Source organism: Cytophagales bacterium (assembly GCA_033344775.1).
In the GTDB taxonomy this organism is placed as follows: Bacteria; Bacteroidota; Bacteroidia; order Cytophagales; family Cyclobacteriaceae; genus JAWPMT01.
The window spans coordinates 103,565-123,732 of record JAWPMT010000006.1 but is presented as its reverse complement, the minus strand read 5'-3'; the positions used below and the strand labels follow the sequence as shown (position 1 = coordinate 123,732).

Here is a 20,168-nt window from a genome sequence, read left to right as displayed (position 1 = left end):
TTGATCCAATATGGCGGTCTTTCAAAGCGAAATCGTACTCCCGTCCTTTTCTCGTGGATTTCATCTCATCACACGACATGTCGAAGAGGCTTTAAGTGAATGCACACTTCAGACGGGAATTTGTCAGGTGTTTATACAGCACACCAGTGCGAGTTTGTCGATCAATGAAAATGCCGACCCAACAGTAAGACAGGATTTTGAGAGCCATTTCAATAAAATGGTGCCTGAGAATGCACCCTACTACATTCATACTTACGAAGGGCCAGATGATATGCCGGCACACATCAAAGCGTCTTTGTTGGGTTCTTCTGTAAGTATTCCGCTGACCAATGGCCAGCTAAATCTTGGAACCTGGCAGGGCGTCTATCTGTGCGAGCACCGCGACTATGGAAGTAGGCGTAAGCTTGTGATCACTGCGATCGGCGAGTGAGCGTCACCAAGCAATCAAGTTACTATAAGTAACCTAAGGAGTGTCAGGTTGAGCCTGTCGAGACCTCACTCGTCCTTCAAACACTGCGAGGGATTGATGTGTGCAGCCCTAAGTGCCTGTGAGCCTACTGTCAACCATGCGATGACAAGCGATAGTATCGCTGCAGAGATAAAAATCCATGGACTTAGTTCGATCGCGTAAGCAAAGCTTTCGAGCCAGATATTCATGAGATAATAGGCTACAGGAATGGCAAACAGGATAGCAACAATGATTTGCTTCGTGAAATCCATAGATAGCATCATCACAATTTGGGAGGCGTTCGCTCCTAGTACCTTTCGGATGCCGATCTCCTTCAATCTGCGCTCTGCAGTGAAAGCCGCCAGACCAAAAAGCCCTAAACAAGAAATCAAGATTGCCAATCCTGCGAAGTAGGAGGATAAGGTTCCTATTCGTTGTTCAGAGCTGTATAATTTCTGGTAACTGTCATCCAGGAAACGGTAGTCAAAGATGAACCCAGGAGCAAATTTCTCATACAATTCCTGTACTTGTTTCATCGTTGCCAGTTCACTACCTGCCTGCAATCTTGCGGCAACTTGCCAAGTATCACGCAGCCAAAAAAAGGCCGGATCTACTTCCGTATGGATGGACTGAAAGTGGAAATCTTTAACCACGCCTACAATTTGAAGGTCATACTCTTCCCATAATTTGATGGTTTCTCCAACCGCTTCTTCAGGTGTAAAGCCCATGGCCTTAACCCCTTTTTCATTGAAGATAATTTTGGTGGTATCCGACCCAAAATCCTGGCTAAACCAACGTCCTGCTACCATTTCAAACCCCATAGTTTGCTGAAATTCCTCGTCTACCCGAAAGTTTTCGAATAAGATTCTTGTGGATGGATCTTTATCTCGCCATTCGAGTCCTTGCGTATTACTCATTTGACTCAGTAGTGTGTGTGATGTTGAGCTTGCACTAACCACACCAGGAATATTTCTCAATTCCGAGAGGAAGGTTTCCGTTTTTTCCCCGATCGATCCATCTTGATTGAAGAAGACCACATTGTCCCGATTGTAACCCAAATTTTTTGAGTTTGCGTATTGCATTTGCTTTTGAATGACGATAACGCCTACAATGAGCATGACCGTAATCCAAAATTGAAAAGTAACCAGCCCCTTGCGTGCCCATACTTCTCCCGGAGAATTCTTGATTTCCCCTTTGAGTACAGCTGCAGGATTGAAATGCGTCAAATAAAAAGCAGGATAGCTTCCGGCGAGTAGCCCTGTTACCAGGATGGCCAACACAGAAGGTCCAATCAGACTTAGGTCCCAGTGCAATTGAATGCTCTTATCAGTGATTTCATTGAACGGTGATAAAAAAGTTGAAACAATTCCCAGGGCAAGGATCATCGAGATGGTAGAAATGATCAGTGATTCACCAATGTATTGACGGATCAATGTCCGCCGATCTCCACCGATGGCCTTTCTCACCCCCACTTCATGTGCTCTTTTGGAGGCACGGGCGGTGGATAAGTTCATGAAGTTGATACAGGCGATCACCAAAATGATGATAGCAATGATAGAAAACAACCTTACGTACTCAATTCTTCCGCCATCAGGAATGCCATTGGTATATTTTCCATATAAATATTGTTCCGAATACTTCTTGAGAAATAACTCAACATTACTCTCTTCTTCTGTATTTTTTTCCTGGATGTAGGGATTGATTTTCGCACTAACTGCTTTCCAATTGGCTCCTTCCTCCAGGATCACATATGTATGAGGTCCGTTATTCCCCCAGCTTTTCACCCAGTCATTGCGATCTTTATAGTCTTCAAATGGCAAAACAAAATCGAATCGATAAGTTGATTTTGCTGGGATGTTCTCGAAGACACCAGATACCGTAAAATTACGATCGTCTTCATACCTCAGGGTCTTGCCAATGGCAGAGGGAACGTCTTCAAAAAATTTGACAGCCAGGTCCCTGGAGATGACGATTGAAGTTTTTTCTTTCAATACTTCATCAGGATTTCCCTCCAACAAAGGATAGCTGAAAATGTTGAAATAATCCTCCCCGACATGGAACCCGTCTTCTTTCAGAAACTTATCCTCATATGCCAGGAGTGACTTCCCAACCCAGGTGGTAGTTGCTGAATATTCCACTTCCGGGATGTCAAGTTTGATATTTTCACCCAGGATTCCAGGTGTAGAGTTGGTAGCGAACCTTTCATTGGAATACGTCTGGAACTCCATCACCCGAAAGAGACGATCATCTTTTTTGTGAAATTTATTTACTGCTAACTCATCTCGTACCCACAAAAAGATGAATAGCGCACAGGCTAATCCAGTGGTCAGCCCGACAAGGTTGATCCCTGTGGAGAAACGATGACGCAGGAAGTTTCGAAAAGTGATTTTAAAAAAGTAGGTCATGGCCGTGAGTTTGAGCTAAAGACAGGTAAATACAACAGAGGTTGCTTAAGAGGTACTAACAATCCTCGAAATGGTTACACTAATTCAATGATAGGACACTTAGCTAAAGAATAAAATCTGGTCTTATGAAAAGGAATTGCTCTTTGGATAGGTTTTAAAGTGTTCCCGAGTGGTTAGAAGAGCTACTCCATTCCAGTGTATTGAGCAGATGGATGATGTCTTCTTTGATGAAACTGATCGCGGGTGCCAGGGAGTCGTTTTTGGAGGCCGTTTTGAAATACAGTGCTCCTCTTAGGAAATTGTCCGTACTATCAGTGATGTGGAATTGAAATTGGCTTGGTACTTCCCCTTCCAACTCCGTGACTGATGCCACATTGCCACTTTTCAATACCAGGATCTTTTCCTCAATGGAGTAGGCTTTTACGTTGTGCTTTGAGGTGAGACGGTAGCTATCATTGAGCAGCTCCTCAGTAATTTGTTTGTTGGCGATGGGCTTGTAAGTGACCTGCACTTCTGCATCGAAATAAGGATAATAAAGATCTACCCAGTACCGCTCAGTGAGCCATGACTCATTTTTGCGAAGTTCCGCATGTTTCGAATATTCAAACTGGTAAGGTAAGGTATCGGGCAGGGTTTGATAAGTAGCTTCAGGCAATACGATCCGATTATAACCGATGGGTTTGGGCAGATACGTCTGGTTGCAGGCAGCCAGTAACAGGACCGAAAATGAAAATGCTAAGAAATGCCTCATAAACCTTGTCTTTCTATAAATACCCGAACGCGTTTGATCCGTTTTTGGTCTACGGCCACCACGGTAAAGTGAAAATGATTGTAGACAATCTTCTCACCAGCGTTGGGTAATTTCCGGTTGAGTTCCAGGATCAGCCCTCCGAGTGACTCGCTTTCTCCTTTCACTTCATCGAACATATCTGAGTCTACAGAGATCACCTTACACACATCATTAAGTGACGTTTTCCCTTCGAACACATACGTGTTTTGATCCAGCTTATTATAAGTGATGTCACTTTCCTCATCGAACTCATCATTGATCTCGCCCACTATTTCTTCAATGATATCTTCCAAAGTAATCAGTCCTTCCGTGCCTCCGTATTCATCGACTACAATGGCCATGTGCACTTGTTTCTCCTGAAAATCCCGAAACAGGTCATCGATTTTCTTGCTTTCCGGCACAAAATAACCCGGTCGCATCAAAGTCTGCCATTTGAAATCCTCTTCCTTATCCAGGTGTGGCAGCAGGTCTTTGATGTACAGGATGCCTTCAATCTTGTCTACACTTTCATTGTAGATCGGAATTCGGGAGTAACCTGTTTTGTTGATTTGGTCCATCAAATCGTGAAAATCCGTTTCAATGTCCAGGGCCATGATGTCCACCCGGGATTTCATGACTTGTTTCACCGATAACGTGCCAAAATTGACAATGCCTTTCAGAATGCCTTTTTCTTCTTGAGAGATTTCTTTTTCATCTGTGATTTCCAGTGCCTGATTCATCTCATCTACCGACAAGTTGTAACCCTTTTTCTCGATCTTCCTTTCGATCAGGTCACTGATGCTCATCAAAAACCAGGCTACTGGCTTGAAAATTTTACTACTGACGAACAGCATAGGTGTTACCAACTGGGCAAATTCAAGGCCGCGATTCGTAGCGTACACTTTAGGGATGATCTCTCCAAAGAAGATGATCACGATCGTAATGACAGCCGTTAAAACAATAAAAACAGTCCCGCCTTCATTCTCATAACCTACAAACTCCAGCGCAGCTACGGTAGAGATGGTCACTATGAGAATATTCACCAGATTATTGACAATTAATATAGTGGCCAATAAACGGCGCGGATCCTTCATTAAGTTATATGCGCGCTGATCTCGCTTTTCGTCCGAGTCTTTGAGTTGATCCAACTCATCTGTTGACAAGGAAAAAAAGGCAACTTCAGACCCTGAAACCAGACCTGAGATCGCTAACAAACACAATAAAGCCAGCCCACTTATCCAAAAAGATGAGGTTGAAAAGGCCGCGAAAATTGCAATTAACAGCTGGGGAAAAGGGTCATCCGGTGAGGTTTCCAAAAGCAGATATTTCGTTGAACATATTAGAACGGCAGGTCATCTGACACATCGCTCTCTATGGCAGGGCTTGTGCTCCCGCCAGATGACTGGCTTTGTGCAGCTGCTGGTGCCGGAGTAGCGCCATAACTTTCTTCAGTTGGCATTGGAGGTCGGTTAGAGCCTCCACCACCGCCCGGATTGCCACCAAGCATGGTCATTTGATCACCGATCACCTCAGTAGTATATCGGGTAACTCCGTCTTTTTCCCAGGATCGGGTACGGAGCTTTCCTTCAATGTAGACAGTAGAGCCTTTTTTGAGGTATTTCTCAGCAATATCGGCCAGACCTCTCCAAAGTACGATGTTGTGCCATTCGGTCACATCTCTTCTCTCACCTGTATTACGATCCTTATAGGATTCAGTGGTTGCAATAGAAAAACTGGCCACTGAGGCTCCGGATTCGAGGTGTCTTACTTCCGGGTCACGGCCCAGATTTCCGATGAGAATTACTTTGTTTACTCCCGCCATATTTATTGAAAGGTACTAAAAATTTTGCTGGTCAATATAGTTTACCAGCAGTTTTGGTTTCGGCAAATTTAACATTTGAGTGTATGTGTAAGGTGCCAAACCATATTTATTTAATGCGGCATGAAATAAGTCTACCGCTTCAAATTGGACCAAATAGAACTTCGCTTCTATCTTCTGATGGGTCAAAACGTGCTTGAAAACCGGAGAAGGCTCCATTTCACCCCAAATGGGATCGGGCTGAAAATCATTTCCTTCAAATAGTAAGAAATCAAATAAACCCTGCCATATACCACTTCCTACACGCTCTTTCAGGCCAAAGGTTCCCTCATGCTCAAAAACAACATAGTGAAATTGCTTCTGGGTGACTTTTACTTTTTTGAGCTTGACAGGTAATTGATCTTGTTGCTTGTGTTCATAAGCGTAGCACGTTTCTCGCACCGGACAGAGGTCACATGTGGGATTTCGCGGCATGCACATCAAAGCACCCATTTCCATCATGGCCTGATTAAAATCGCCTGGCCGATCTTTCGGGACCAGCTGCTCCAGCACTTCCATAAAGTACTTTCTATTGGATTGATTGGCTATGTCATGCGATAAGCCAAATAAACGGGCAATCAAACGGTAAACATTGCCATCGAGGACAGGTACGGCCTCATTGAAAGCAAATGAAGCGATTGCGGCAGCGGTATAGGGTCCTACTCCGGGTAGCTTAATCAGCCCTTCATAATGGTTTGGAAAATTTCCTGAAAACTCTTTTGAGACGATCTTGGCCGTCTTGTGGAGGTTTCTGGCCCTGCTGTAATATCCAAGTCCCTGCCACGTACGAAGTACTCTGCTCTCCTCCGCAACTGCTAAATCATGTACCGTAGGATACTCGTGTACGAATTGCTCATAATAAGGCAATCCCTGAGCAACACGCGTTTGCTGCAGGATGATTTCAGAAAGCCAGATCCGATAGGGGTCTTTGCTCTGTCGCCAGGGCAGATCGCGCTTTTCTGTTGAATACCAGTTAATTAGATTTTGACTTAATCCGTGGAAATCAGGTGATGTTGACACTCAAAAGTTGATTTTAACTTTTTATTTACGAGCCTCAAATTTAATTTTGGCGTCGCCAAAAATGGCAAGATCTTTTAAAACATACTCTAAGTGACGAAAGCGGACGTAATAACGGAAATAGCGGAGAAGACTGGAATCGATAAAGCAGATGTCCAGGTAACGGTAGAAGCCTTCTTTACAGTCGTGAAGAATTCCATGGCAGATGGAGAGAACATCTATGTGCGTGGTTTTGGAAGCTTTATCAATAAAAAACGGGCGAAAAAGATCGCACGGAATATCTCTAAGAATACGGCAATGGAAATAGCGGAACATTTTGTCCCGAGTTTTAAGCCTTCCAAGATCTTTACTGAGAAGATCAAGAATAGCTCGAAGCTTCGGAAATAAGGGGGCTCATGCCCTGAAGCAATGAAAAAACCTCAAATCCTTATATCCGTATTTGGTATTATTCTGGTCTTGGGGCTTTATCAGCTGCCTCGCGTGGTTGTTGAAAATGACGCTGAGACGGCAGTAGAAACCCACGATTTCGAGATCACATCGACGGATGCACAAGCCATATCCTCCTTAAAGGAGTTGATTGCTTCGTCCGAGAAAGAAAAATCCAGTAACTTTGCGGACTCTTTAGCAAAATACTTCCTGAAATACGGCCTGCTCGATAGTGCACGCCAGGTTTCGGAGGCGATGCTGGAGCGAGATAGTTCTTTGATTACCAAGGAGAAAGCTGTAGAAATACTTTACAGAATTTTTGAGCGAGCAGGTTCAGGAGACGAAGCTTCGATACAGGCAGTACGATTGAGACCTTTAATCGAATCCCTGTTAGAAGCCAAACCCAATGACCTGTCTTTAAAAAATAAATTGGCGATGACTTTAGTCACCACGGAAAATCCCATGTCGGGTATTCAGGTATTAAGGGAAATCGTAGCAGATGATCCAAATAATAGAGAGGCGCTAATCAACCTCGGTCTTTTGTCGATCCAATCCGGCCAATTTCAGCGGGCCGTGGATCGGTTTGAGAATTTGGTTTCTATGGATAGCTCAGATTTTGAAGCGAAACTGTATTTAGGTGTTTCATATCTCGAAACAGGCCGTGTGGCAGAAGCCAATCAAATGTTCACGGAAGTTTCTAATGCAGAATCAGCTGACCCGGCGGTAAGACAAGCATCAAGGGAGTATCTATCAAGAAATTAGAATATAGTTGTTTAACACAAAAAATTGAGAAATTATGCCTTGCGGTAAGAAAAGAAAAAGACATAAGATCGCTACTCACAAGCGAAAGAAAAGATTGAGAAAAAACAGACACAAGAAGAAGTAATAGACTTTTAAATCCGATCTAACGTGAGTAACGAACTAATCATTGGTTCAACTCAAAACGGATGTCGAATTGCTCTTCTTAAGGATAAAAAGTTAATTGAGTTCCACGAAGAAGATGGTGGAAATCAATTCAACGTTGGCGATATATACCTGGGTAGTGTAAAAAAAGTAGTTCAGGGCCTCAATGCTGCGTTCATTGACATAGGCTTTGAAAAAGATGCTTTTTTACACTACTTAGATCTTGGACCCCAGGTCCAGTCCCTCAATAAGTTTACGAAACTCGTTCTTAACAAAAAGAACGCTACCCATAAACTAACCGGATTTTCACACGAGCCAGACATTAACAAGTTTGGTAAGATCAGCCAGGTATTGACCCGTAACCAGAAAATTCTGGTACAGGTCGTAAAAGAACCTATTTCTACAAAAGGGCCTCGACTCTCATGTGAGTTGTCCATTGCGGGAAGGTACATTGTATTGGTACCCTTCTCAAACGCGGTAAGCGTTTCAAAAAAAATAACCGATTCAGCTGAGCGAAAACGTCTTGCTCGTCTGATCAACTCCATCAAGCCGGAGAACTTTGGTGTGATCATCAGAACGGTCGCACAGGGTAAGGATGTGAAGGAGTTGGATACGGATCTCTCCAATCTGATTAACATCTGGAAGGAAGGCATCAAAAACCTGAAAAGGGCCAAAGTGCGCGACAAGGTGATCGGCGAAGTAAGCCGTGCCAACTCGATCCTTCGTGATGTACTGAATGAATCTTTCGACAATATCATTGTTGATGACAAAGATCTTTTTCAGGAGATCAAAGGCTATGTGCAAACCATCGCCCCAGATAAAGAAAAGATCCTGAAGCAATACAATTCCAAGGTAAAGATTTTTGAATCTTATGGAGTTGAACGTCAGTTGAAGACTTCTTTTGGTAAGTCTGTAAGTATTGCTAATGGAGGATACCTCATCATTGAGCACACGGAAGCACTCCATGTGATTGATGTTAACAGTGGTAATAAGTCCAATCGAGAAGACGATCAAGAGGCAACTGCATTGACCGTCAACCTGGAGGCAGCCAAGGAAATTGCCCGTCAATTGAGATTGCGGGACATGGGTGGCATCATCGTTATCGACTTTATTGACATGCGTAAAGTGGAAAACAAGAAAAAAGTTTTCCAACGCGTGAAGCAGGAAATGGAAGGTGACCGATCAAAGCACACCATACTCCCGCTATCGAAGTTTGGCTTGATGCAGATCACACGTCAACGTGTACGTCCAGAGCTAAATATTGCGACCAAGGAAGTTTGTCCTACTTGTAACGGATCTGGGAATATTACAGCGACCATTGCCATCGCAGATCAGATCGAAGAAACCATCAAGTATTTCCTCACTAAACAAAACGAGAAGAAGCTAACTGTGTCACTACACCCTTATGTGTATGCGTATTTCACAAGAGGCGTCTACTCGATACGTGTGAAGTGGTTCCTGAAGTACTTTAAATGGGTCAACATGGTGGAGGATTCTTCCCTGGCCATCACAGAATATAATTTCGTCAACTCGAATGGCGAGTTGATTCAGGTTTAAACCTGAGCGCAGCGAGACACTAATCAGATTACTTAAGTAATCTGATTAGTTCGGCTGAGCTTCTAAAACTTGATCCCCAAATCAAGTGTGATAACAGAATTTTTGATCGTAAGGTCGATGTTGTCGCGCGTCTCGTTCACTACGTTGATCAATCCCTGCTGATAGCTGAAACCTCCGAAAAGGATGGTGTTGATGCCAATCCGATATTCCGCACCCGCTCCGAGCATGGCTCCAATATCTAATGGATTAAATTTTTCGATCAGGACATAATCTTCATCTTTGGGGCGATCATCCACTTTGAGTTCAAGTGAACCACCTACCTGAAAGAAGATCGAAAGATCCGGTTGGATCTCATTGGTGTACAGCTTTAGCGTGACTGGGATCTGCAGGTATTGCAAATTGTACGCTTCAAAGGTATTAGGAGTTGTACCTCCATTTTCAGGAATGATGTTGATCCCAACACGTTTTGGCATAATTATCAGACCCGTACTAAAATAATAAGTGTCCGTAAATTGTTTATCTACTACCAGACCCAGTGAAAACCGGGCGGTGGAGGAGGCGTTTTCCATATCCAGTGTATCGGAAATCAATTCCACCTGATTCAAGGAAAGTAGGGGAGAAAACTTTAATCCCAATTTGACCTGTCCGAACGCGATTTGGACCACAAGAAGGAAGACAAAAACTGAAAAGAATCTTTTCATAAAAATGAAATACTGTAGTTATACCTTTGGGCTTCAAAATTACGGAGTTATGCGATTAGTTCAGCTCATTTTTCTGGGCCTTTTATCACTATCCTGTGAACAACAAACTTGTAGGGAAACACCTGCTGAGCCCGAGGAAAAAATCAATTTGACCATTGTCAGAACGGAAGGGCAGCTTTTCAATTGCAAAAACGCGGAAGAAGTCACCAGTTTTCTGGAAGAGCAGGAGGACATAGCCTTGAAATTTTTGCACAGCGATCAGTACCCAACTACGGATGTGCTTGCAGGCCGAATGTTCCAATTGGTCGATGATCCGTATTTGGATACGCTGTATACTGAAGCCATAGCAGCTTTCGAGGCGAACGCTGAAAATTTCGAAAGTGATTTGCAGACGCTTTATACCTGGCTCAATCATTATTACCCACAAGAACAACTTCCTGTAGTGAAAACCATGGTGACCGGCCTGTACAATGATATGTATGTGAGTGATCAGTCAATTATCGTAGGCCTGGACTTTTTCATTGGCCCAGAAGCGACTTTCAAGCCTATACAACTACCGGCGTACATTCAAACGAGATATACCCAGCGACATGTTGTGCCAGGAATTGCCAAATTCATTGCTTCCAGTTATTCGGAGCTTGGGAAGGAAAACACCCTGCTTTCGGAAATGATTGATATCGGGAAGGTGATGTACTTCACAGGTCAATTATTGCCTTGTACGCCTGATTCTTTGATCATCGGATACGACCCAGTCCAAATGAAAAATGTTGTTGACAACAGAGAGATCATCTGGGCGAATCTCATTGAAAATGACCTGCTGTATAACACAGAAGAAATGATGAAACAGAAGTTTCTGGGTGAAAGGCCAAGCATTCAGGAAATTAGCAAAAATTGCCCTGGACGGGTTGGTGCATACCTGGGTTGGGAAATCGTCCAGGCTTATATGGACCAGAACAAAAGCGTGACATTACAGGACCTGTTAGCAGAAACAGATCATAACAAGATTTTCAGGAAGTCGAAGTATAAGCCCAAGAATGGCTAGTTTTATAGATATACGTCATTGCGAAGGCTTCTGAAAAGAACCAGCGGTAATCTTTTGGCATGCTGCTTGCCGAATTCTTAAGGAGCCGTCATTGTGCGTCAATCGATATTTGCCGATGAATTCTGATTATTATCAGAAGGTATCTTATCCTTTATAAAAGGCCTCACCAATCGCTCAATAATCGGCTTTTCTACCTGTTTCATGGCTACTGAGAAAATGAAACACAGGATACAGGTAGGAAATGCTACCCAAAAGGCCATGTCCAGCCAGTAGATAAAAACCATGTATGCCGCGAAGTAGTAAACGGCCGTATTGAAGATCTCTTCAGCGTATTTTATTCTTCGGATCGTCTTTTCGTGTTTTGGATCGGGTTGCATGTTGTAATGATATCTTTGATAAAGATAAGAAGTCTTTAATTGTATTGAGCTCGGAATTCATGACGTAATCCCCGGATCACAGTGTATTCTATATTTCTAGAATTTTCATTTTTGATCGTAGGGGAATCTTAATCTTTTTTGAAGGAGTAATTGAGCGTTGATTGAGATTCCTGACACTTAAAATATTACAATCAAAGTTTCATAGGCTTGAAACAGCTGGGAATGGCCGGGTCACGTAGACGCTCAAAAGAAATGCTCAGACTGACATGAAATCACTTCGCAAAAAGCTGACCCATATCTTTGAAGGCTTTGAACTCCAGTGCATTGCCCGAAGGATCCTTGAAAAACATGGTGGCTTGTTCGCCGGGTTGCCCTTTAAAGCGAATGTAGGGCTCAATCACGAAATCCATCTTTTTGGCTTGTAGCTTATCAGCGAGGTTTTGCCAATCATCCCAATCGAGCACTACCCCAAAGTGCGGAACCGGAACAGCATGTCCATCGACAGGATTAGAGGCAGCTTCTTCGTCCTTTTGAGGAACTTGATGAATGACCAATTGATGCCCGAAAAAATCGAAATCCACCCAATGATCACTGCTGCGACCTTCGCTGCACCCCATGATATCACGATAGAAAGCACGCGTTTCAACGATCTCTTTGACAGGTATGGCAAGGTGGAAAGGGTTTACATTACTCATAGTTATTGTCGATTTCTTTTTGCCGCTTTAGGTAGAGTTTGAATTGATATTTATTCAGGATGCGTTTCATGTCCGCATCTTTTGCTTTTCGGATATTCTTCAGTTTAGACTTAAGTGCACCTCCTATCAGTCCTGCTCGCTGCGCAGCCATGTTTTGCTTTTCATATTTGATGGTAATGACCTGGTAATCTCTGCGCTGGTCCAGGTTCATGTTGAGGCTGTTAAGGTACTGGTCCTGATCTTTGATGAATCTTGCACGCGTCTCAGCTGACATTTCCTGAGCCTGCGCAAAAGCGACAAACAGGAAAGAGAACAGGAACCAACCAAATTTTTGCATCATCAATCTTTTTGCAGCAATTTAAAACATTCAAAAATGAGTATCTTCCCTCCAATTTTTACAATCTCAAAAAACCTAAAAAGATGACCCCATATGTCGCGGAAATAGTCGGAACGTTCATGTTGATCCTGCTGGGCAATGGTGTAGTGGCCAACGTGGTACTTAAAGGAACAAAAGGCCATGATTCCGGATGGATAGTGATTACCCTGGCATGGGGATTGTCAGTTTTTACAGGGGCTTATATCGCTGCACCCTATTCAGGAGCGCACTTAAATCCGGCTGTAACACTCGGTTTCGCGCTCATCGGTAGTTTTGAATGGACATTAGTCCCGGGATACATCATCTGTCAGTTCATCGGAGCGATGCTAGGAACATCTACGGTTTGGTTGATGCACCGACCACACTACGCAATTACCGAAGATCAGGAAGCCAAACGAGCCACTTTTTGCACAGCGCCGGCGATCAGAAATAAGACCAGCAATTTGTTCTCCGAGATCGTTGGGACTTTCGCGTTAATTTTTGGGATTTTCTACATCACAGGAGCTGAAAATGGATCCCTGGGTTCATTGGATGTATTGCCAGTGGCCTTGTTGGTAACTGTCATCGGATTGGCACTTGGGGGAACAACAGGTTACGCGATCAATCCGGCGCGGGATCTTGGTCCAAGGATCATGCATCAATTGCTGCCTGTCGAGAACAAAGGTGATAGTGATTGGTCTTATTCCTGGATTCCAGCCATAGGACCAATGATCGGGTCAGCGATCGCGGCGGGACTTTATTTGTTATTGAAATAAGAGCCACATTAATCCATATTTATTAAAGGAAAAAGCGTGAAAGAGATTGCAGGGAGATTTTTCGGCTGTTTAGGATTTAAGCTGAATAATTCCGCAATGACGCTTTTAAATGATTCTTCATTTAGCAATTTCAAACTCTCTTAGGTTGTGAAAGGAGATAAGAAACTCATTTGGATTGAGGCGGGCTATCAACGGTTTGCTGTACATGGGGAGCCAGGTCTTACCGTAGAAGCCATTGCCAGGGACCTCAACCGAAATAAGTCTTCCTTCTATCACTTCTTCGGGGAGCTACAAGTACTGAAATCCGATATCCTTCAATTACATCTGGATACTTCAAAGACAGTTGGAGGAAAAATGGCAGAAGCAGAAAAACTGGATCCGGATGTCCTCAACATCATCCTTGAATATAAGAAGAATTTCTTGTTTCAAAAACAGCTCAAGTTGGCGGAAGGTGAGGCGTATAAATCATACTATGATCAGGCTTTTGCGTATGTGCAGACGCCTTTGCTTGGAAAACTAAGTGAAGCACTGGGAATTGAGCAGAAGCAACTGTTCTCTACCGCACTATTGAATCTGGTAAGTGATAACTTTTTGCTTCGAATCCAGGAATCCAATCTTTCATTAACGTGGCTCAGAAATTACATCGAGGAACTAAGAGGCCTGACTCGGCATATTCAGTGAGTAAAAAGTTATTGAGTTAATATGTTTTTAGAGAGATAGGATCAAGAGAGGAAATACAATTGATCTGGTGATCAAATTTCAAAAGTTCTTTAAACTTTTATGTGGGACTATTATTGCTCACCTCCCGATAACTATCTCGAGCATTTTTTTACTTGATTCTATGTAATTGAACTGCTCAACCTAATAACTACATTTAGACGGATACCGATTAAAAACTACCCGTCGACTAACTTACTTTCGAGGTAACCTAATAATATCCAAGAATGATGAGCTATCGATATTTGAAGTACGCAGCGGCCTATAGTATGCCTTTCATGGTCTTGTTGTCCCTTTATTTAGGAGGCTGGTACAGCTACATCGCCATCATCTACGCCTTCGGTTTACTTCCATTTCTGGAGTTATTCACTACGGGTTCCACCGAAAATATGGATCAGGCCGAAGAAGAGTTGGCCCGTCATGATCGCTTTTATGACTGGATGTTGTACGGATTAGTCCCCACGCAATTTTTCATTTTAGGATATTTCCTGTTTAAGGTCAGCATACCGGGATTACCCTGGCACGAATACCTTGGCTTGACCTTGGCCTATGGCATGAATGCGGGAGTTTCGATCAACAATGCGCACGAATTGGGACACAGAAGTACCAAACATGAGCAATTCATGAGTAAGCTTTTGCTGATGACCGCTCTGTACATGCACTTCTTCATCGAGCACAATCGCGGCCATCATAGAAATGTCGCTACACATCAAGACCCGGCTTCTAGTCGATATGGTGAGTCTATCTACGCGTTTTACTTCCGTACGATCATGGGAAGTTGGACATCTGCCTGGAAACTGGAAGGAGAGAAATTGACCAAAGCCAATCATGGGTATTGGACCATACACAATGAAATGCTGCGATTTCAGCTCATTCAACTATTACTTGTAGGAGTCATCGGCTATTTCCTGGGTATTCAGGTCATGTTGTTATTTCTGTTAGGAGCGTCCATAGGATTCATGCAGTTAGAGACGGTGAATTACATCGAACACTATGGACTGCAGCGCAAGATGAAGGGAAATCGCTACGAAAGAACGTTGCCTATTCATTCCTGGAATTCCAATCATCCATTAGGTCGCCTCGTTTTATTGGAATTGTCTCGACATTCAGACCACCACTTCCAGGCCAATCGACCGTATCAGATCCTGCGTCATTTCGATCAAAGCCCACAGATGCCTACAGGATATCCTGGAATGATGCTGTTATCATTGGTTCCGCCTTTATGGTTCAAGGTAATGCACAACAGGATCGATACCTACAAAGCCACGTTGGAAGGTAAGGAGTTGGCTTAGAGGACAAATTGAAAAAGACTGATTTTGTCCGAGAATAAGTTGTCGTAGTTCGTTCAACACCGAAAGATTTTTCTTTAGCCTCTGAATTTACCCCATCCCTGAAGGGAGAAATAGAACCTTCCCCCGGCCGGGTAAGGCTTTAGGGAATTAAAGGGTAATTTGTGTAGGCTCTTTCAAGGGTGTGAAAAATCTTTCTCGGTTCATAGAATCCAAATACGAAAAATTCCCCAACCCCCCTGCAACAACTCCCTCACTTTCGTCACTAACCAAGAAAAGACGAACAAATGAAACGCATAGGAAAGTTGATTAGAGGCGGGAGTTTCCAAATGAATTTGCACACTTATTATGCAGGGATGACTAACGAACAGTTGATCAATCAGAAAAAGAGCTTCCGAAATTCGTACATTGGTTTGTTTTCCGGATGGTTTGCCTTTTTTGGGTTCCTGCTTTGGCAATCCAGTTTCGATGGGGTACACGTGGCCTTGTTTGCCTCCATCCTACCTGCAACCATTGCGATAGAGGAGGACTATAAGAAAAGGAGGAAAGCCATCAACGAGATCCTGAATCAGCAATTAGCGATGCTGGAAGAGTCGTAAGGCAGGAAAAAACCGTCCATATTTAATCATCCTCCGGATACAAAAGATCAGCCAGCCGATTCCCATACGGATCAAAGTACTTCTTGCGGAAATCCTCACATCCGCATTTTTTCTAAATAATGGCATATTCGGTTGGTTTTCTTTTCAAATTAGCAACTGCTATGGGACTTTACAAGCGACTGGGAAGGTTCTACGACCGATTTTCAAAGCATTATGGGCCAGATTTTCGCGCGCTCAACTGGACGTCAACTGCCAGCCAGGAGAAGCGTTTTAATGTGATTGCGGAATTATTACCTCAAAAGTGTTCCATCAATGATGTGGGGTGTGGGCATGGGGACTTGTGGACTTACCTTACCGAGAAGGAAAGCAAAACCATCTTGGATTATTGGGGCTATGATCTTTCTCAAAGTGTTTTGAACAATATCACAGACCGTATCAAAAGTAGAAAAGAGGTGAGTTTCTATCACGTTTCAGGGCCGGATCTGCTATTTAGTGCGGATTACTCCATTGCCAGCGGCATTTTCAATACCAACTTTCGAATTTCATTACGACGGCAGCATTTGGATACTTTTGAACAGGTATTAGGTGCGATGTGGGAGAAGTCGACCCAGGGGATCATATTCAATGTGATGACCCGAAAAGTGAAGGAATCTTACGATGGGCTCTTCTATTTTGATCAATCCTACATCGAAGATTTTCTAGCCAATAATTTTACTGATAAGTTTGAAGTCAAATCAAACTATGACCCTGTTGACGTGACCTTTTTTGCGTCAAAAACCTGATCGAAAACTGTGGCAGGATTTTTCAGTAAAAGTCTGGAGTATTTAAAAGGAGTTGGGCCGCAACGCGCGGAATTGCTACAGAAAGAGCTGGATATTATGACCTATGGCGACTTGTTACAGCATTTTCCTTTTCGTTATGAGGATCGCACCAAATTCTATAAGATCAGGGAGGTCAACGAACACATGCCCTACATCCAGCTGATCGGTCAGATCATTAAAATGGAAATGGTAGGCAATCCCCGAAAGCAAAGACTGGTTGCTACCCTGAAAGATGATACCGGGCAGATGGAGTTGGTTTGGTTCCAGGGGATCAAGTGGGTCAAGCCGAAACTCAAACCGGGAGTTAACTACGTGGTATTCGGAAAGGCCAATCGCTTTGGTCGAAACCTGAACATGGCCCACCCGGAAGTAGAGATTCAAACCGAAAGGAGTCAGCAGAACACCTTTTTGCAGCCTGTCTATCACACGACCGAAAAGCTCAAAAGGAAATTCATCGAGAGCAAAAACATCAACAAGTATGTGAAGACATTGTTGATGGAGGCGATGAACCATATTCGGGAAACGCTTCCGGAATCCATTTGCCAACAATACCGACTGATCGATAAAAAAACCGCACTGGTCAACATTCACTTCCCCAAAGACAATGACCACTTGCAAAAGGCTCGGTTCCGACTGAAGTTCGAGGAGTTTTTCTACGTGCAATTGCGACTGATCAAGATGAAATTGGCACGTACGGAGAAATTTCGTGGGATCGTTTTTGATAACAGTACCTTGCTGCAACAATTCTATGAGAAGCACTTGCCTTTTGAATTGACCGGCGCACAAAAAAAGGTGATCAAAGAAGCGTACGGCGATTTTCGTTCCGGAAAACAAATGAATCGTCTGGTGCAGGGAGATGTGGGAAGCGGTAAAACCATGGTCGCTTTTCTATGCATGTTGATTGCTATCAGCAATGGAACCCAATGCGCCTTCATGGCACCAACGGAAATTTTAGCGGACCAACATTTTGAAGGGTTAAGCGAACTGGCCAAGCCTATCGGAGTAAAAGTGGCCAAACTCACAGGTTCTACCAAGCAGTCAGAACGCAAGCAATTGCATGAAGCTTTGACGACCGGGGTGTTACAAATCTTAGTAGGGACCCATGCGTTGATTGAAGATAAAGTTCAGTTTCAAAACCTGGGATTGGCCATTGTAGATGAACAACATCGATTTGGGGTAGCACAGCGGGCGAAGTTGTGGCAAAAGAACAAAGAGGTATATCCGCATGTGATGGTGATGACGGCCACACCTATTCCGCGTACCCTGGCGATGACCCTGTACGGTGATTTGGATATTTCTGTCATTGATGAGTTGCCAGCCGGCCGAAAACCGATCCAAACCCAACACATGTGGGACAGCCACCGGATCAAACTATTTGGCTTTCTGGAGAAAGAGATAGAAAAAGGACGTCAGGTCTACATCGTGTATCCGTTGATAGAGGAATCTGAAAAACTGGACTACAAGGACCTGATGGATGGTTATGAAAGCATCTGTCGAAGATTCCCGAAGCTACCGATTTCGATTTTGCATGGGCGAATGAAACCAGAGGACAAGGATTTTGAAATGCAGCGCTTCGTGAAGAACGAAACCAAAATCATGGTTGCAACGACGGTGATAGAAGTAGGAGTAAACGTTCCGAATGCCTCAGTAATGGTGATCGAAAATGCAGAGAAGTTTGGCTTGTCCCAATTGCATCAGCTACGCGGCAGGGTCGGGCGTGGCGCAGAGCAATCATATTGTATCCTGATGACGGGGGTAAAACTGACCAATGAAGCCAAGACTCGCGTCAAAACCATGGTAGATACCAATGATGGTTTTGTGATTGCTGAAACGGACTTGCAACTCCGGGGACCTGGGGATTTGATGGGAACCCAGCAAAGTGGTGCCTTTGACCTGTTGATCTCTGATCTGGCGAAGGATGGTCAGATCCTGCAAATTGCCAGAAATGCCGCCACCGATACGCTTAATGCAGACCCTGAACTGACCCAGCCTCAAAATGCGGAGATTAAGACCCAAGTCGACTCCCTAAGCAAGACGGTGGTGAACTGGAGTAGGATCAGTTAATAAAATAACTAAGCGGAAGCAGTAGCGTCTACTTCTCGAGTTCCCTGACCCAATTTCAAATAGCTTCTGTATTGGAAATATGCACCGATAAGCATGAATATATGCGCCAGGTCCCGGTGATTGAAGAAGGTGTGAATAATAACTGGTGCATTGAAAATATATACTGCAATGAGTAGAGAAATGGTCGCATAGATCATTTCGAGACTACCCAGATCGCGGGTTTTCCAAAAGACGAAGAGGTGAAAGCCAAATACGACAATGATGAACCCATACGCACTATGGATCTCTACGAATTTGAAATGGACTGTGGAGACCACCAGGGCCATTAATATGATCAGTTCGATCACATTCATCAATAAGAAAGCCTGACCCAACTTGGGTGATACCAGACGATTCGCATAGCTAATGGCGGAACGCTCGATCAGGGCCACTGAGAGCATACTGATGATCCATCCGCCTAGTTTCCAGCGATCGTCGAGCAAATACAGGAATCCATGTCCAATAAAACCACCCCATGTCGTAGCGATTCCCATTGTAAGGAAATAATACCGCAAAAAGATCAGGGGATTTCCTTCCACTTTGTCCTTACCCATCTTCCAGAAGGCATAGTAACACATCACTGAAATGAACAGGTTTGTGATCACCGTGACTGGCTCCATCAACAAAATACCGCCAATCTCGATACCAGGCTGAATGATCTTCGTTACATCTACTTGCTGTTCCATACTCCCTTAAAACACAAAGAAAGGCAACTTGTTCCTTCTTTATCGTTAATATGAATAAGGTTCATTACCTTCCTGATAATTTTTGATAACTATGATCAATAAATTCATGCAACTTATAGAAAGGCAAATTGAGAAACTCGACCTGGAGGATTTTGACCTGGAGGCCTGGAAATCGGGTACCATCACCATCCTGCATCGGGTGCTGGGAGAATCCACTCCACACATCAAACAAATTGATTCGTTAAAAATCGATTACAGCAGCTGGGCATTGCGTGATTCAAATTCCAAATACAATCCGATCGAAACCTGCAAGAAGAAAGGGAAAGCCATTTTGGAAGCAGCGCTTGACGAGATTGAGATCTTGGGCGTCAATGAGCAAGAAAAGGAAACGACCTATGCCAAGTTGGCAGAAGAATTAAAGGAGGAAGAAATCCAATCATTACAATCTGGTGATCGAAGTAAGGTCCTTGGAGGAATGAAAAAGGAAAAGCTGGTGAAACTTGTAGACCGCTTGCTCGATTGAGTTCGTTAGCATTAGCGACAGGTTCGATCTAAATCCAGGTTGACCAAACAGCTCTCAATTATGTAAAGAAGAAGACCATTTCTACTGATACACAGTAACCT

22 protein-coding genes are annotated in these 20,168 nt (G+C 43.6%); 12 read left to right on the top strand and 10 right to left on the bottom strand.

What is annotated here, in order from left to right; genetic code table 11:
- The first annotated feature begins 10 nt into the window (after positions 1-10).
- Positions 11-430: a secondary thiamine-phosphate synthase enzyme YjbQ gene (locus R8G66_30295; protein MDW3196707.1), complete on the top strand. Its 420-nt coding sequence runs from the start codon at positions 11-13 to the stop codon at positions 428-430.
- A gap of 65 nt (positions 431-495) precedes the next feature.
- On the opposite strand, the gene R8G66_30290 is transcribed toward R8G66_30295, so the two are convergent.
- The 5 genes from R8G66_30290 to mutY all read right to left on the bottom strand — a co-directional run bounded on the left by R8G66_30290 (position 496) and on the right by mutY (position 6,500).
- Complete coding sequence (locus tag R8G66_30290; protein ID MDW3196706.1) at positions 496-2,853, bottom strand: ABC transporter permease; 2,358 nt, start codon at positions 2,851-2,853, stop codon at positions 496-498.
- 154 nt (positions 2,854-3,007) lie between these two features.
- The gene (gene gldD / locus R8G66_30285) at positions 3,008-3,604 is read right to left on the bottom strand and encodes a gliding motility lipoprotein GldD (GenBank protein ID MDW3196705.1); all 597 of its coding nucleotides are present in this window, start codon (positions 3,602-3,604) and stop codon (positions 3,008-3,010) included.
- Complete coding sequence (gene gldE / locus R8G66_30280; GenBank protein MDW3196704.1) at positions 3,601-4,938, bottom strand: gliding motility-associated protein GldE; 1,338 nt, start codon at positions 4,936-4,938, stop codon at positions 3,601-3,603. The genes gldD and gldE overlap by 4 nt, the downstream gene beginning before the upstream one ends.
- 23 nt (positions 4,939-4,961) lie before the next feature.
- Positions 4,962-5,444, bottom strand: a complete 483-nt coding sequence (gene ssb / locus R8G66_30275; protein ID MDW3196703.1) for a single-stranded DNA-binding protein — start codon at positions 5,442-5,444, stop codon at positions 4,962-4,964.
- Between the two features lie 15 nt (positions 5,445-5,459).
- Positions 5,460-6,500: an A/G-specific adenine glycosylase gene (gene mutY, locus R8G66_30270; GenBank protein ID MDW3196702.1), complete on the bottom strand. Its 1,041-nt coding sequence runs from the start codon at positions 6,498-6,500 to the stop codon at positions 5,460-5,462.
- A gap of 90 nt (positions 6,501-6,590) precedes the next feature.
- On the opposite strand from mutY, the gene R8G66_30265 reads away from it, so the two are divergent.
- The 3 genes from R8G66_30265 to R8G66_30255 all read left to right on the top strand — a co-directional run bounded on the left by R8G66_30265 (position 6,591) and on the right by R8G66_30255 (position 9,383).
- Positions 6,591-6,884 (top strand): HU family DNA-binding protein, encoded by a 294-nt coding sequence (locus R8G66_30265; GenBank protein ID MDW3196701.1) that lies wholly within the window; start codon positions 6,591-6,593, stop codon positions 6,882-6,884.
- Positions 6,885-6,905: 21 nt separating this feature from the next.
- On the top strand, positions 6,906-7,685 hold the full coding sequence (locus R8G66_30260) for a tetratricopeptide repeat protein (protein MDW3196700.1): 780 nt from the start codon (positions 6,906-6,908) through the stop codon (positions 7,683-7,685).
- Positions 7,686-7,832: 147 nt separating this feature from the next.
- Positions 7,833-9,383: an Rne/Rng family ribonuclease gene (locus R8G66_30255; GenBank protein MDW3196699.1), complete on the top strand. Its 1,551-nt coding sequence runs from the start codon at positions 7,833-7,835 to the stop codon at positions 9,381-9,383.
- A 62-nt stretch (positions 9,384-9,445) separates the two neighbouring features.
- On the opposite strand, the gene R8G66_30250 is transcribed toward R8G66_30255, so the two are convergent.
- Positions 9,446-10,084, bottom strand: coding sequence for a porin family protein (locus R8G66_30250; GenBank protein MDW3196698.1), 639 nt, complete (start codon positions 10,082-10,084; stop codon positions 9,446-9,448).
- Positions 10,085-10,133: 49 nt separating this feature from the next.
- On the opposite strand from R8G66_30250, the gene R8G66_30245 reads away from it, so the two are divergent.
- Positions 10,134-11,126, top strand: coding sequence for a hypothetical protein (locus R8G66_30245; protein ID MDW3196697.1), 993 nt, complete (start codon positions 10,134-10,136; stop codon positions 11,124-11,126).
- Positions 11,127-11,224: 98 nt separating this feature from the next.
- Here R8G66_30245 and R8G66_30240 read toward each other — a convergent pair whose 3' ends face one another.
- From R8G66_30240 to R8G66_30230, 3 genes are all read right to left on the bottom strand, one after another.
- Positions 11,225-11,503 (bottom strand): hypothetical protein, encoded by a 279-nt coding sequence (locus R8G66_30240; GenBank protein ID MDW3196696.1) that lies wholly within the window; start codon positions 11,501-11,503, stop codon positions 11,225-11,227.
- A 272-nt stretch (positions 11,504-11,775) separates the two neighbouring features.
- Positions 11,776-12,198: a VOC family protein gene (locus tag R8G66_30235; protein ID MDW3196695.1), complete on the bottom strand. Its 423-nt coding sequence runs from the start codon at positions 12,196-12,198 to the stop codon at positions 11,776-11,778.
- Positions 12,191-12,538, bottom strand: coding sequence for a hypothetical protein (locus R8G66_30230; GenBank protein ID MDW3196694.1), 348 nt, complete (start codon positions 12,536-12,538; stop codon positions 12,191-12,193). The genes R8G66_30235 and R8G66_30230 overlap by 8 nt, the downstream gene beginning before the upstream one ends.
- On the opposite strand from R8G66_30230, the gene R8G66_30225 reads away from it, so the two are divergent.
- From R8G66_30225 to recG, 6 genes are all read left to right on the top strand, one after another.
- Entirely contained in the window at positions 12,451-13,329 is an 879-nt protein-coding gene (locus R8G66_30225) for an MIP/aquaporin family protein (protein ID MDW3196693.1), read from the top strand. The genes R8G66_30230 and R8G66_30225 overlap by 88 nt on opposite strands.
- A gap of 147 nt (positions 13,330-13,476) precedes the next feature.
- On the top strand, positions 13,477-14,010 hold the full coding sequence (locus tag R8G66_30220; GenBank protein ID MDW3196692.1) for a hypothetical protein: 534 nt from the start codon (positions 13,477-13,479) through the stop codon (positions 14,008-14,010).
- 263 nt (positions 14,011-14,273) lie between these two features.
- Positions 14,274-15,338 (top strand): alkane 1-monooxygenase, encoded by a 1,065-nt coding sequence (locus R8G66_30215; GenBank protein ID MDW3196691.1) that lies wholly within the window; start codon positions 14,274-14,276, stop codon positions 15,336-15,338.
- Positions 15,339-15,622: 284 nt separating this feature from the next.
- Positions 15,623-15,934 (top strand): hypothetical protein, encoded by a 312-nt coding sequence (locus R8G66_30210; protein MDW3196690.1) that lies wholly within the window; start codon positions 15,623-15,625, stop codon positions 15,932-15,934.
- Between the two features lie 119 nt (positions 15,935-16,053).
- Positions 16,054-16,716, top strand: coding sequence for a hypothetical protein (locus R8G66_30205; GenBank protein MDW3196689.1), 663 nt, complete (start codon positions 16,054-16,056; stop codon positions 16,714-16,716).
- A 9-nt stretch (positions 16,717-16,725) separates the two neighbouring features.
- Positions 16,726-18,819, top strand: a complete 2,094-nt coding sequence (recG, locus tag R8G66_30200; GenBank protein MDW3196688.1) for an ATP-dependent DNA helicase RecG — start codon at positions 16,726-16,728, stop codon at positions 18,817-18,819.
- Positions 18,820-18,827: 8 nt separating this feature from the next.
- Here recG and R8G66_30195 read toward each other — a convergent pair whose 3' ends face one another.
- Positions 18,828-19,544 (bottom strand): hypothetical protein, encoded by a 717-nt coding sequence (locus tag R8G66_30195; protein ID MDW3196687.1) that lies wholly within the window; start codon positions 19,542-19,544, stop codon positions 18,828-18,830.
- Positions 19,545-19,635: 91 nt separating this feature from the next.
- Here R8G66_30195 and R8G66_30190 point away from each other — a divergent pair, with 91 nt between their 5' ends.
- Positions 19,636-20,067, top strand: a complete 432-nt coding sequence (locus R8G66_30190; GenBank protein ID MDW3196686.1) for a hypothetical protein — start codon at positions 19,636-19,638, stop codon at positions 20,065-20,067.
- The last annotated feature ends 101 nt before the right edge of the window (positions 20,068-20,168 follow it).